This is a genomic window from Streptomyces sp. cg40, assembly GCF_050320165.1.
In the GTDB taxonomy this organism is placed as follows: Bacteria; Actinomycetota; Actinomycetes; order Streptomycetales; family Streptomycetaceae; genus Streptomyces; species Streptomyces hokutonensis.
On sequence record NZ_CP190128.1, the window covers coordinates 1,090,634 to 1,103,582 of the forward strand.

General features: G+C 73.5%; 14 protein-coding genes. 7 read left to right on the forward strand and 7 right to left on the reverse strand.

Features of this window, described 5'->3' with window-relative positions; genetic code table 11:
- Positions 1-213: 213 nt before the first annotated feature.
- Both ACQHII_RS04810 and ACQHII_RS04815 read right to left on the reverse strand, forming a co-directional pair.
- Positions 214-1,326, reverse strand: coding sequence for a sensor histidine kinase (locus tag ACQHII_RS04810; RefSeq protein ID WP_427918025.1), 1,113 nt, complete (start codon positions 1,324-1,326; stop codon positions 214-216).
- 2 nt (positions 1,327-1,328) lie between these two features.
- A complete protein-coding gene (locus ACQHII_RS04815; RefSeq protein WP_427918026.1) occupies positions 1,329-2,084 on the reverse strand; it encodes a response regulator transcription factor in 756 nt (251 codons plus the stop codon).
- Positions 2,085-2,189: 105 nt separating this feature from the next.
- On the opposite strand from ACQHII_RS04815, the gene ACQHII_RS04820 reads away from it, so the two are divergent.
- The 3 genes from ACQHII_RS04820 to ACQHII_RS04830 are packed head-to-tail and all read left to right on the forward strand — an operon-like array spanning position 2,190 to position 4,368.
- Positions 2,190-2,933, forward strand: a complete 744-nt coding sequence (locus ACQHII_RS04820) for a glycosyltransferase family 2 protein (protein ID WP_427918027.1) — start codon at positions 2,190-2,192, stop codon at positions 2,931-2,933.
- Entirely contained in the window at positions 2,930-3,547 is a 618-nt protein-coding gene (locus ACQHII_RS04825; protein WP_427918028.1) for a TIGR04282 family arsenosugar biosynthesis glycosyltransferase, read from the forward strand. Before ACQHII_RS04820 ends, ACQHII_RS04825 begins: the two co-directional genes overlap by 4 nt.
- Positions 3,548-3,588: 41 nt before the next feature.
- The gene (locus ACQHII_RS04830; protein ID WP_427925228.1) at positions 3,589-4,368 is read left to right on the forward strand and encodes a class I SAM-dependent methyltransferase; all 780 of its coding nucleotides are present in this window, start codon (positions 3,589-3,591) and stop codon (positions 4,366-4,368) included.
- Between the two features lie 322 nt (positions 4,369-4,690).
- Here the strand turns inward: ACQHII_RS04830 and ACQHII_RS04835 are convergent, their stop codons facing one another.
- Positions 4,691-5,920, reverse strand: a complete 1,230-nt coding sequence (locus ACQHII_RS04835) for a molybdopterin-dependent oxidoreductase (RefSeq protein WP_427918029.1) — start codon at positions 5,918-5,920, stop codon at positions 4,691-4,693.
- Between the two features lie 113 nt (positions 5,921-6,033).
- Between ACQHII_RS04835 and ACQHII_RS04840 the strand changes: the two genes are divergently transcribed.
- Positions 6,034-7,446: a hypothetical protein gene (locus ACQHII_RS04840; RefSeq protein ID WP_427918030.1), complete on the forward strand. Its 1,413-nt coding sequence runs from the start codon at positions 6,034-6,036 to the stop codon at positions 7,444-7,446.
- 15 nt (positions 7,447-7,461) lie between these two features.
- Here the strand turns inward: ACQHII_RS04840 and ACQHII_RS04845 are convergent, their stop codons facing one another.
- A complete protein-coding gene (locus ACQHII_RS04845; RefSeq protein WP_427918031.1) occupies positions 7,462-8,685 on the reverse strand; it encodes a cation:proton antiporter in 1,224 nt (407 codons plus the stop codon).
- 5 nt (positions 8,686-8,690) lie between these two features.
- Positions 8,691-9,176 (reverse strand): cation:proton antiporter regulatory subunit, encoded by a 486-nt coding sequence (locus tag ACQHII_RS04850; protein WP_051106210.1) that lies wholly within the window; start codon positions 9,174-9,176, stop codon positions 8,691-8,693.
- A gap of 150 nt (positions 9,177-9,326) precedes the next feature.
- Between ACQHII_RS04850 and ACQHII_RS04855 the strand changes: the two genes are divergently transcribed.
- A complete protein-coding gene (locus ACQHII_RS04855) occupies positions 9,327-10,241 on the forward strand; it encodes a YihY/virulence factor BrkB family protein (protein ID WP_427918032.1) in 915 nt (304 codons plus the stop codon).
- Here ACQHII_RS04855 and ACQHII_RS04860 read toward each other — a convergent pair.
- Positions 10,211-10,864, reverse strand: a complete 654-nt coding sequence (locus tag ACQHII_RS04860; RefSeq protein ID WP_427925229.1) for an alpha/beta hydrolase — start codon at positions 10,862-10,864, stop codon at positions 10,211-10,213. The two genes, ACQHII_RS04855 and ACQHII_RS04860, sit on opposite strands and share 31 nt — an antisense overlap.
- Before the next feature lie 233 nt (positions 10,865-11,097).
- Between ACQHII_RS04860 and ACQHII_RS04865 the strand changes: the two genes are divergently transcribed.
- Both ACQHII_RS04865 and ACQHII_RS04870 read left to right on the forward strand, forming a co-directional pair.
- A complete protein-coding gene (locus ACQHII_RS04865) occupies positions 11,098-11,448 on the forward strand; it encodes a VOC family protein (protein WP_019075909.1) in 351 nt (116 codons plus the stop codon).
- A 97-nt stretch (positions 11,449-11,545) separates the two neighbouring features.
- Positions 11,546-11,947, forward strand: a complete 402-nt coding sequence (locus ACQHII_RS04870) for a MarR family winged helix-turn-helix transcriptional regulator (RefSeq protein WP_427918033.1) — start codon at positions 11,546-11,548, stop codon at positions 11,945-11,947.
- Between the two features lie 20 nt (positions 11,948-11,967).
- Here the strand turns inward: ACQHII_RS04870 and pqqB are convergent, their stop codons facing one another.
- Entirely contained in the window at positions 11,968-12,855 is an 888-nt protein-coding gene (pqqB, locus tag ACQHII_RS04875; protein ID WP_427918034.1) for a pyrroloquinoline quinone biosynthesis protein PqqB, read from the reverse strand.
- Between the last annotated feature and the right edge of the window lie 94 nt (positions 12,856-12,949).

Genomic DNA, 12,949 nt, shown 5'->3' on the forward strand with positions numbered 1-12,949 from the left:
GACCTCGCGCTGCCCCTCGGCCCGACCAGGCTCCAGCCCCCGGCCCGACCTCGCGCTGCCCCTCGGCCCGACCAGGCTCCAGCCCCCGGCCCGACCTCGCGCTGCCCCTCGATCCAACCCGACGCCAGCCCCGACCCGACCTGGCGTTGTCCCTCGATCCGGCCGGGCGGCCCGGCGGCCCAACGGCCCGGCGGCCGAGGAAATTCGCGGTGTTCAGCCCTCGGCCATCGGCAGCGTCACCTCGAAGCGGCAGCCGCCGGACACGTTCCGTACGGCGGCCCGGCCCTGGTGGGCCTCGACGATGCCGCGCACGATCGCCAGGCCCAGGCCCGCCCCCGCCGGAGGCGTCCGCGCGTGGGTGCCGCGCCAACCCGTGTCGAAGACGCGCGGCAGATCCTCCTCCGGGATTCCGCCGCAGCCGTCCGTGACGGACAGGACAACGCCCTCGGCGGACCGCTCGGCGGCGACCGCGACCGTGCCGTCGGCCGGTGTCCGGCGGATCGCGTTGACCAGCAGGTTCCCCAGGACCCGGCTCATCTCGCGGCCGTCCACCTCGACCGGCACCGACACGATCCGGTCGCCCACCAGCCGCACCCCGTGCTCGCGGGCAAGGGGGTCCGCGCCGGCGAGGGCGTCGCCGATCAGGTCGTAGAGGGACATCCGGGACGGGGAGAGCGTGAGGGTCCCGGCGTGTATGCGGGAGAGTTCGAAGAGGTCGCCGACCATGTCGTTGAGGCGTTCGACCTCGGTGCGGATCTGGCGCAGATAGCGGTCGGGATCGGCGGCCACCCCGTCCTCCAGGGCCTCGGACATCGCGCGCAGTCCGGCGAGCGGGGTGCGCAGGTCGTGGGAGATCCAGGCGACGAGCTCGCGGCGCGAGGACTCCAACGCGCGTTCGCGGTCCCGGGATTCGGCGAGCTTGGCACTGGTCGCGGCCAACTCGCGGCTCAGGTCTGCGAGTTCGGCCGTCACGGGGCCCTCGGGCGCGGAGAAGTCGCCGCCGTCGCCGAAGTCCCGCGCGGCGCGGGCGAGTTCACGGCTGCGGGCGACGACCCAGCGGCCGAGCAGCAGTGCCGTGGCCAGGGAGACCACGGCCGCCATGGCGACGACGGTGGTGACGACGGACAGGTCGTGCGAGGAGAGGAACATCGCCTGGGCCACCGCCAGCGTGCCGGCGAACATCGCCGTCACCGCGACCGCGGCGACCACGGACACGGACGCGGTGAGCGACCGCCGGCGCAGCAGCCAGAGCGCGCCCGCGCCGAGCACCCCGGCCCCGGCGGCGCCCAGAAAGGCGAACAGGGCGATGAGCAGCATGTCGCGCATGGTCAGCCCTCCTCGACCGAGCCGGTGCGGGCGGGTTCGAAGCGGTAGCCGACGCCCCACACCGTCTGGATCAGACGGGGCCTGGCGGGATCGTCCTCGACCTTGCCGCGCAGCCGCCGTACGTGCACGGTGACGGTCGACAGGTCGCCGAAGTCCCAGCCCCACACCTCCCGCATCAGGTCCTCCCGGCTGAAGGCGTGCCCGGGGTGCCGCAGGAAGAAGGCGAGGAGGTCGAACTCCCGGAGGGTGAGGGCGAGTTCGGTGCCGTTCTTGGTGGCCCGGCGGGCGGCCGGGTCGGCGGTGAGACCGGCCGCGCGCAGGGGGCGGGTCGTGGCCGGGGGGCCGCTGCGACGCAGCACGGACTCCACGCGGAGGACGAGTTCGCGGGGGCTGAAGGGCTTGGTGACGTAGTCGTCGGCGCCGACCTCCAGGCCGAGGATCCGGTCGTCCTCGTCGCCGCGCGCGGTGAGCATGATGACCGGCACGGGTCCGTGGCCGCGCAGCCGGCGGCACACCTCCAGGCCGTCCATGCCCGGCAGCATCAGGTCGAGGACCACCAGGTCCGGCCAGTGCGCGGCGGCGCGGGCGAGCGCGCCCGGCCCGTCCTCGGCGCGGTCCACTAGGTAGCCGGCGCGGTCGAGGTATCCGGAGACGACCTCGGCGACGGTCGGGTCGTCGTCGACCACGAGGACGCGCAGGGGGTGGGCCTGCCCGCTCTCGACGGGCGCGGCACCTGGGGATTCGTACGGCTGCTGCATGTCATCAAGGGTCCCACCGGCCGCGCCCGCGTTCCGAGTCCGCTGCCCCGACGTCCGTGTTTCGTAAGGAACCGAAGTCCGGTATGCCGGATTCGCGCTCGTAGGGTGAAACCCGTGACGACACCTCCCCCACCAGATCCGGACCCGGCGCCCGTCGACGTGGTCCTCCCCTGTCTGAACGAGGCCGAGGCCCTGCCCTGGGTGCTGGCCCGCATTCCGCGGGGCTGGCGCGCGCTGGTCGTGGACAACGGGTCCACGGACGGTTCCGCGGCACTCGCCCAGGGCCTCGGCGCCACCGTCGTGCGCGAGGAGCGCCGCGGGTTCGGCGCCGCCTGCCATGCCGGGCTGCTGGCCGCCACCGCTGACATCGTGTGCTTCTGCGACTGCGACGCCTCGCTCGACCCGTCCCTGCTGGTGGACTTCGTCCGCGAGGTGCGCGAGGGCGGGGCCGATCTCGTGCTCGGGCGGCGCCGGCCGCGGGGGCGCGGGGCCTGGCCCGCGCACGCCCGGGCGGGCAATCTCGCGCTGGCCCGGATGCTGCGCCGCCGCACCGGACTGCGGCTGCACGACCTCGGCCCGCTGCGGGCCGCCCGCCGTACGGATCTGCTCGCGCTCGGCCTCACGGACCGCCGCAGCGGCTATCCGCTCCAGATGGTGGTGCGTGCCGCCGACACCGGCCTGCGCGTCGCCGAGCGCGACGTGCCGTATCTGCCGCGCACCGGCGCCTCCAAGGTCACCGGGACCTGGCGCGGCACCTGGCAGGCGGTACGGGACATGCGCCGGGTGCTGGCCGAACCCGTGACCGTGCCGACAGTCGTCCCCTCGCCTCAAGGAGCCACTTCCCGGTGACCACCCTTCTCGTCATCGCCAAGGAACCGCGGCCAGGACGGGTGAAGACCCGGCTGACCCCGCCGTTCACGCCCGAGGAGGCCGCCGCGCTCGCCAAGGCCTCGCTCGCCGACACCCTGCACGTGCTGCTGGCGACGCCCGCGCGGCGCCGGGTGCTGGTGCTCGACGGAGCGCCGGGCCCCTGGCTGCCTCCCGGCTTCGACGTCGTACCGCAGTGCGGCGGCGGGCTCGACGAACGACTGGCCGCCGCCTTCGCGGGCTGCGACGGGCCCGCGCTGCTGATCGGCATGGACACCCCGCAGGTGACGCCCGCGCTCCTCACCGTGAACTTCGCCGACTGCGACGCGTACTTCGGCCCGGCCGAGGACGGCGGCTTCTGGGCCCTGGGCCTCGCCGACCCCGACCCGGCGCTCCTGCGCGGCGTGCCGATGTCGACACCGACCACCGGCACCGTACAACGCGCCCGGCTGACCGCCGCGGGCCTGCGCGTCCGCGACCTCCCGTTCCTGCGGGACGTGGACACGGCGTACGACGCCGAACTGGTCGCCGCCGAGGCGCCGGAGGGGCGGTTCGCGAGGGAGCTGGCGCGGCTGAGGACGGGAGTCGGCGGGTGAGTGCGGCGCGTCCGGTGCCGACCGGCGAGGGCACTCGCCCCGTGACCACGCTCATCGACTGCGCGCCCTCGGACTCCCCCGCCCGCCCCTGGTCCGCCGACCCGTACACCGACGCCCTGCGCACCGGTCGCGGCCCGCTCTTCCTCCGCCGTACCGACGGCTGGCTGCTGCCCCTGGAGGTGGAGCGCTGGTGCGCGGAGGCCGACGCGGCGGACCGGGAGGTGCTGCGCCGGTGCGAGGGGGCCGTGCTCGACGTGGGCTGCGGGCCCGGGCGGCTCGTCGCGGCGCTCGCGGCGCAGGGGCGGCCGGTGCTCGGCATCGACGTGAGTGAGGCCGCCGTCGCGCACACCGTCCGGCTGGGCGGTCAGGCACTGCGCCGGTCCGTCTTCGAACCCGTCCCCGGCGAAGGCCGCTGGGACACCGCCCTCCTCATCGACGGCAACGTCGGCATCGGCGGCGACCCGCACGCCCTGCTGCGACGGATGTCCCAACTCCTCTCTCCTGGTGGGCTGTTGGTCGCGGAGACCGCTCCGGCCGACGTCGACGAACGGGTGCGGGTGCGGATCGCGGACGGCCGTGGAGCCTCCGGTACGTCCTTCCCGTGGGCCCGCTTGGGGACCCCGGCCCTGGTGCGCCACGCCGGCTGGGCGGGGTGGCGCACGGAGGGTCAGTGGACGGCCGACGGCCGCTTCTTCCTCGCCCTGCGCAACCGCAGCGACCGCAGGACGAGCAGCACGGCCGAGCCGCCGAACAGCGCCGCCGTGACCAGCAGCCAGCGGGAGAGGAACCCCTCGCCGGAGAGCGTGGTGGCGGACCTGTAGCGGTCCGCGACCTCCCCGCTGATCAGCGGGAACCACACCAGCAGCAGAAGGCCGGAGAGCAGGGCCGGGACCCGGACGTACCCCGTCCCCTCCCGGTGGCCGGCGGCGCCCAGGACCCGGGCGAGTGCCCGGTCCGCGCCCGCGTACAACGGCACCAGCACCAGGTCGTGCAGCACCGCCGCGCCCACGAGCCACAGCGCCACCCCGAACCAGTCGTTCGCGAGCAGCCGTACCCCCGCGTATCCGGCGAGCGCGAACGAGCAGGCCAGCAGCAGGAGTTGGAGTGGGCTGCCGAGGGTCGGCCGCCTGAACCGAACACGCATCAGAGGTCTCCGAAGGTCATGCGGGCCACCCATTTGGTGTTGAGCACGCCGGGCGCCGCCGGGACGATGACGCGTGCCGGGTAGCCGTGGTCGGGGGTGAGGGCCGCGCCGTTGACGAACAGGGCGAGCAGCGAGCGCGGGTCGCGGACCTGGTTGTCGCGCAGGGCGGACCGGCGGAACGCCCCGTGCCGTTGCAGGGATTCGACCAGGACGTCGGGTGCCGCGTCCGGCTCGTAGCCGACGAGTGCCGCGAGATCCCGCAGCCGTACGCCCCGCCACCACTGGTCGGAGGTCGACCAGCCCTCCACGCAGGCAATGGGCAACGCGGCGCTGTGCAGCGGGAGTTGGAGCAGCGCGGCCCGGCCGAGGCGGACCGTGCGGCCGTTGCCCTCGACGACCAGGCGCCACGCGTCCTCGGACGTCTCCCTGGCGTCGATCCCGACCGCCGCAGCCGTCTTGTTGATCTGGAAGGCGCCGGGTCCCGAGCCCGGTTCGGGGCCGCCGTGCGGTGCGAGCAGAGCCGTCTCCCGCAGTGGTCCGTCGAAGCCGCGGCCCACTGTCGTGCCGAACAGCAGCAGCGATCCGCCGCCGACCACACCGAGGGCGCCGCGGCGCGAGACGGTGGGTTCGGCGGGGTTGGGCGACACCAACTCCCCTTTCCTGTCCGGGAGTCCATGGCGCAGGTTGCCCAGGGCCGCCGGTGTCTTCAGGACGGCGTGCGCGAGGAACGCGGCGAAGAAGACCCAGGCGCCGTAGAAGTGCAGGGGGTAGAAGGAGCCGGGGAAGACGTAGTCGAGCTGGACGTTCAGGACGCCCGTGGTGAACTCGAACAGGCCGCCGCCCACGAGGAGCAGCAGCGAGAGCCGTTCCAGCGCGTGGGTGAGGGAGCGGGCCGGCGGCAGGGCGAACAGCTTCGGGACGACCGACCACAGCTTCGCCAGCAGGACGGGGATCAGCGCGATGCCGAGCGTGACGTGCGTGCCCTGGGTGAGGCGGTACAGCCAGGACGGGTCGGTCGGCCAGGCGAAGAGGTAGAAGCCCAGGAGGCCCTTGTCCGGGGTCTGGTCGTTCACCGGCGAGAGGTCCGGGTTGTAGGCCGCGTACGACAGCAGACCCGTCACGAACAGCACGGTGATCCCGACGAGCAGCACGACGCCCAGCACGGAGGTGAACCAGGGGCCGCGCAGCGGGCTGCGCCAGAAGGCGGGCGAGGAGGGGGAGCGTGGCATGCCCCGACCGTAGGCCGGGGACACCCCCCGAACGGGTTCGCAAACCATGACGAAACCCTGACGTCTGCCTCGGCGGCGGCTCCGCCGGACACACCCCGACCTAGCGTGACGGTGTGAACCCCGATCTTCTCGTCGACCGCGAGCGCCGCCACGGCGCCCGCCCCGCCGACCGTCCCCATGACGCTCCTGACGACCGTCCGCGCGACCACGTCCGTGATCTGTCGGCCGCGCTCGCCGCCGCGCTGCTCGTCCTGGCGGCGGTGCTGGTCGGCACCGCGATCCAGGACCGCCACCACTCGCTCTTCGTCGGCTGGCCGCCCGTGTTCGCCCAGTGGGAGCCGCACGTCGGCCCGGGCACCCCGGCGGCGCTCTCCGTCGCGGTCGCTGTGGTGGCGTACGGTCCCGCACTCGCCGCCCAACTGCCTTGGCGCGCGCTGCTGTTCACCGCCTGGGGCACCGCCATGGCGTGGACGTTCTCACTGGCCCTGGTCGACGGCTGGCAGCGGGGCATCGCGGGACGGCTGACGACCACGAACGAGTACCTGACGGTCATCGGCCGCTTCCACGACATCCCCGCGACCCTGCACGACTTCACCCACCACATCCTCAGCCACTCCCCTGCGCCCTGGCCCGCGCACATCGCCGGACATCCCCCGGCGGCCACCGTCACCTTCGTGCTCCTGGACCGGATCGGGCTGGGCGGTGGGGCCTGGGCGGGCGTCTGGTGCATCACCGTCGGGGCGACGGCGGGCGCGGCGGTCCTCGTCGCCGTGCGCGTGCTCGCCGGTGAGCAACTCGCCCGCCGCGCCGCCCCGTTCCTCGTCCTCGCCCCGGCCGCGGTGTGGGTGGGCACCTCGGCGGACGGGTACTTCGCGGCGGTCGCGGCCTGGTCCGTCGCGTTCCTCGCCCTCGCGGTCACCGGACACCGACCGCGCTCGACCGGTTTCGTCGCCGGGCTCCTCTTCGGTCTCACCGCGTATCTGTCGTACGGCCTGACGCTGTTCGCGGTGATCGCGGGCGCCGCCCTCCTGCTCGGCCGGCGGCGGCTCCGCCCGCTCCCGTACATCGTCGCCGGACTCGCCGTCGTACCAGTGGTGTTCACGCTGCTGGGCTTCAACTGGTGGGAGGCGTACCGCCTGTTGATCACCCGCTACTACGAAGGCGTCGGCGGGATCCGGCCGTACGGCTACTGGGTGTGGGCGAATCTGGCCTGCACCGTACTGCTCGTGGGCCCGGCGACGGTGGCGGGGCTGCGGCGGGCGGGCGCCCAACTCCCGCAACTGCGGGGTGGTTTGCGCGCTGCCGTGCCCCAACCCCGGCTCGTCCTGCTGGTGTTCGCCGCGCTGCTCGCCCTGCTCGTCGCGGATCTCTCCGGCATGAGCAAGGCGGAGACGGAGCGCATCTGGCTGCCGTTCGCGATGTGGCTGCTGCCCGCGTGCGCGTTCCTCCCCCGGCCCCGCGCCTGGCTGACCGCGCAGGCCGCGCTGGCCCTGCTCCTCAACCACCTGCTCCTGACGGGCTGGTGAGGCGCCGGTACGGGCCTACGCCACCTCGTGGGGCTCCGGAGCCTTAGTGTTCGCGTCGGCCAGGGGGGCGGCCTTGTCCCGTCGGCGCCCGGTCAGACGCGTGGCCAGCGGCTCGGTGTAGCGGGCGCTGAGCGGGCCGACGACGACCAGGATCAGCACGTACGCCGTCGCCAGCGGGCCGAGCGAGGGTTCGATGCCCGCGGTGACGGCGAGCCCCGCGATGACGATGGAGAACTCGCCGCGGGCGACCAGCGTGCCGCCCGCCCGCCAGCGGCCCTTGGCGGATATGCCCGCGCGGCGGGCCGCCCAGTACCCGGTGGCGATCTTCGTGCCCGCGGTGACGACCGCCAGGGCGAGCGCGGGCAGCAGGACGGGCGGGATGCTCGCCGGGTCGGTGTGCAGGCCGAAGAAGACGAAGAACACGGCGGCGAACAGGTCCCGCAGCGGGGAGAGCAGGCTGTGCGCGCCCTCCGCGGCCTCGCCGGACAGGGCGATGCCGACCAGGAACGCGCCGACGGCGGCGGAGACTTGGAGCTGCTGGGCGAGTCCGGCGACCAGCAGGGTCAGGCCCAGGACGACCAGGAGCAGTTTCTCGGGGTCGTCGCTGGAGACGAAGCGGGAGATGTGGCGGCCGTAGCGGACCGCGACGAGCAGCACCAGGGCCGCGGCGCCGAGGGCGATGACCAGGGTGAGGCTGCCCGAGGCGAGGCCGGTGCCGGCGAGGAGTGCGGTGATGATCGGGAGGTAGACGGCCATCGAGAGGTCTTCGAGGACGAGGATGCTCAGGATGACGGGGGTCTCGCGGTTGCCGAGGCGGCCGAGGTCGCCGAGGACTTTCGCGATGACGCCGGAGGAGGAGATCCAGGTGACCCCGGCCAGCACCACCGCGGCGACCGGTCCCCAGCCGAGCAGCAGGGCCATGGCGGCGCCGGGCAGCGCGTTCAGGGCGGCGTCGACGAGACCCGCGCTGTACTGGGTCTTGAGGTTGGAGACGAGATCGCTGGCCGTGTACTCCAGGCCGAGCATCAACAGCAGCAGGATGACGCCGATCTCGGCGCCGATGGCGACGAACTCCTCGCTGGTGCCCAGCGGCAGCAGCCCGCCCTCGCCGAACGCGAGCCCGGCCAGCAGATAGAGGGGTATCGGGGAGAACTGGAAGCGTGCGGCGAACCGGCCCAGCAGTCCCAGGGCCAGGATGATCGCGCCGAACTCGATCAGGAACCTCGCGGAGGAGTGCATCGCGCTCACTCCCGCCCGAGTATCGCGGCGGCCGACTCGACGCCCTCGCGCGTGCCGATCACGATCAGGGTGTCCCCGCCGGCCAGCCGGAAGTCCGGTGTCGGGGAGGGGACGGCCTCGGCCCGGCGCAGCACGGCCACGATCGAGACACCGGTCTCGGTGCGCATCCTGGTCTCGCCCAGCACCCGGCCGTTCCAGTACGAGAGCGCCGACAGCTGGATGCGCTCGGCGACCAGGCCCAGCTCGGTGGTGGACAGTAGGTTCGGGCTGTGGTGCTCGGGCAGCAGGGCGTCGACGAGCGCTGCCGTCTCCGCCGTGGTGAGCCGTACGGACAGGGCGCAGGCGTCCGGATCGTCCGAGCGGTAGGCGTTCAGGGTCCGCTCGCCGTCCCGGTGTGCGACCACCGACAGGACGCGCTGCTCACGCGTCGTCAGGTCGTAGCGGACTCCGATGCCCGGCAGCGGCGTACTGCTCACGCGTGGAGTGCCCATGACGTGTCCCCCTGTTCCTCGCGGATCTCCGTGAACCTTACACGTTCTTGACCATTCTTTGACAGTTCTTGACTGATCCACCGCTGGACTCGCGTGGAGTAGAGCTGCCCAACACGGGCAGAAGGGGATCCGGGTGAGAGGTGGGTGGGCATGAGCACACCGTTCGCGGGACTGATCGCGGTCCGGCCGCCCGCCGCGTGGTGGCCCGCGCTGCGGCGGACGCCGGTCGCGCTGTGGAACGACGACATCACGGACTACGCGGCGGCGCTGACGTACTACGCGATCCTGACCGTGCTCCCGGCGATGCTGGCGACGGTCCTGGGGTTCGGGATGATCAGCCCGGACACGGCCCAGGAGTTCATCAGCCATGTCGCCGCCTACGCCCCGGCCGACTCGGGCGCCGATCTGCACACCGTCCTGTCCCACGCGCTGGACGCGGACGGCACGGCCTGGCCGCTGCTCGTGACCGGCGCCGGCAGCGCGCTGTGGTCGGCGTCCAGCTATCTCGCCGTGTTCCGCCGCGCCCTGCACCGGATGCACCGCACCGAGGACCGGCGTTCGACCTGGCGCAAGGCGCCCCGCATCGTGCTCACCGCGCTCCTGCTGCTCGGCCTGCTCCTGGTCGGCTCGCTGACCCTCATCCTGACCGGCCCGCTCGCGGAGGTCGTCGGCCGGATGCTCGACATGGGCACCACCGCGGCCTGGGCGTGGAGCCTGCTGCGCTGGCCGGTCCTGCTGTGCCTGGTGGTCCTCCTGGTGGTGGTCGTCTTCCACACCGGCCCGACCCCGGCCCGCCGACGCGGGCACACCCTGCCCGGCGGCGCCCTGGCCGCCGCGCTGTGGCTGGCCGTCTCGGCGGCCTTCTCGTCGTACGCCTCGACACTCGGCGCCTACAGCAGGCTCTACGGCTCGCTCTCCGGCATCGTCGTGTTCCTCGTCTGGCTGTGGCTGTCGAATCTGGCGCTGCTCACGGGAGCCCAGTTCGCGGCGGAGCTGGCCGGGCCGCCGGCTGACGCGGTCCCGCAGTCACCCGGTCACAGCACGGGGAAGTCGGCCGTCCCGTAGCTCTCCTCGGGCAGTGGGTCCGGTGTGCCGGTGGGGTCGAGGAGGTGGGCGACGAGGGCGGCCGCGGTGTCGTGCCAGAGGCGGTGGCGGCGGAGCATGCCGTGGTCGCCGCCGCCAATGAGGGCCATTCCGGTGCGGGCCGCCGTGGTTCGCGCCCTGCGCACGCAGTCCGCCGAGTCGGTGGGTGAGGTGACGCGGTCCTGGTCGCCGTGGAGGCACACGATGTGCCGGCCCGCCGTCTGCTCCACCGGTTCGCCCGGCGGCCACCACGGCGCGAGCGCGACCACTCCGCGCACCTGCGGGTGGCCGGCGGCGCGCAGGGCGGCCCGGCTGCCCATGGAGTGGCCGAGCAGCACGGTCGGTACGGGGCCCGCCAGTTCGGCGAGTTCGTCGAGCGCGCGGTGGGTGTCCCGCACGGGGTCGGCGCGCTCGCCGTTCCAGCCGCGCACGCGGTAGCGGGCCCGGGCGACGAGGACGTCGTCGCCGGACACCGCCCGCACGAACGGATGCATCCGCAGCGCGGCGAGCTGCCAGGGCCGGGCGGGGCGGAGGCTCGTCTCCTGACCGCCGTGCAGGACCAGGACGGCCGCTCGCGGGCGGGCCGGGCGGTGGCGGAGCAGCAGTGCGCCGCCGGGCGCGGGCGACGGAAGGTCGGTCTCGTCCTGCTGCACGTCGGTGTGCCCCCCCCTGTTCCGGTGTGCGGTCACGGAGATGATCCTCCCCCGGCACGCCGACCCGTGACGCACCCACCCCCGCGGCAGCCGGTCAGGATTGGAGAAGCCACCGCCCGCTCCCCCGTCCTAGCCTGAATTCACCGGCGAAATCCGTCGGACCACGCTTCACGGAGGAGCTCGCCATGACCGACGGTCTGAACACGATCATCTACCCCGTCAAGGACCTGGACCGCGCGAAGGCCCTGTTCGGCGCCCTGCTGGGAGTCGAGCCGTACGCGGACGAGCCGTACTACGTCGGCTACAAGGCCGCAGGGCAGGACGTCGGCCTCGACCCGAACGGGCACTCCCGGGGCATGACCGGACCGGTGCCGTACTGGACGGTGGACGACATCCGGACGCGGGTGGCGGCGCTGGTGGAGGCGGGGGCCGAGCTGGTCCAGGACGTCCAGGACGTCGGCGGCGGCAAGCTGATCGCCTTCGTGAAGGACGCGGACGGGAACTTCGTCGGGCTGACCCAGAATCCGGCCGCCTGACACCGCTGCCGCACGGGTCCGGCCACCCGCCTGCGCTACTTGCACACGCACTAGTTGCAGACTCAACGATTGGCCGGATCGGTGTTACCGTGCAGGTATGGCAGTGAAGTCGGCCGGCGCCCGGCAACTAGAGGACCAGTGGCGGGACATCCTGTCCGTGCACGCGCGCACGATGTGCGAGATCGACCGTGTGCTGCACCCGCACGGGCTGGGCGCGAGCGACTTCGAGGTGCTGGACATGCTCGCGTCCGAGGCGCCCCGGGACGGCGACCAGTGCCGGGTGCAGAACCTGGTCGGCCGGGTCCATCTCAGCCAGAGCGCGCTCTCCCGGCTCATCGGCCGGCTGGAGAAGGACGGCCTCGTGGAGCGCTCCGTGTGCGTCGAGGACCGGCGCGGGGTGTGGGTCGCGCTGACCCGCAAGGGCCGCGATCTGCACGCGCGGGTGCTGCCGCTGCAACGGAGCGTGCTGGCAAGGATGTTGGACGGCGGGCAGGAGTAGCCGCCGCCCGGCCGCCCGCCTCACACCACGAACTCGGCTCCGTCCATGAGCACTTCGACGCCCGCGCCGTTCACCTGCGCCCGCGCCGTCGAGCCCGGGTCGAGCAGCGGGTTCGTGTTGCCGAGGTGGGTGTAGATCCGGCGGACACCGGGGTGACGGGCGAGGGCGGTGAGGCTGCCGCCGGGGCCGGTGACGGGCAGTTGCCCGATGCCCACCTCGTCGGCATCGAAGAAGGTGCCGTCCAGCACCGCGCAGTCCGCCGTCTCCAACAGGTCGTCGAGGGCAGCGCTCCAGGCCGCGATGCGCGGTGCGTAGACGAACGCCCCGCCGGTCGCCAGATCCTCGACGCGGTACGCGACCGCCCAGCGGCCGTCCGCCCGGCGGGGCGGCACGTACTCGGGCGGCCTGACGCCCACCGGATGGGCGGTGACGACCAGTCCTCCGGCGAGCACGAACCCGTCCTCGGCGAGGCCGTCGGCCCACTCCCAGGGGGCGTAGCGGTCGAGGAAGGCCCGGGCCGGGGCGAGCACGTTGAGGACGGGCTGCGGGGCGTACACCTTGAGGCCCGCCGCCCCGCGCAGCACGGTCAGGCCGGCCGCGTGGTGGGGCTCGGCGTCGGTGAGGAGCACGCCGCGCACGGGGGTGTCGCGCGGGCCGGGGCCCGGCCAGAGCGCGGAGGTGGCGGCGAGCTGGGTGCGGACGTCGGGTGAGGCGTTGAGCAGCCACCAGTCGCGCGCGTTGCCGGTGACGGCCACGCAGTCCTGGGTGCGCGAGGGAAGTTTCCCGTCGCGGGCGGCGGCGCACAGCGCGCAGGCGCAGTTCCACTGCGGGAAACCGCCACCGGCGGCGGTACCGAGCAGGACGACCCTCACGGCGATCGCGCCCCCTTGCGGAATCGGAATCAGCATCGGATCGGAATCAGCGTCGGATCGGAATCGGCGTCGGAATCGCCTCCCCGAAATCTCCTCGGGGGATCTTTCCTCCGAAACGGGCCGGACTACC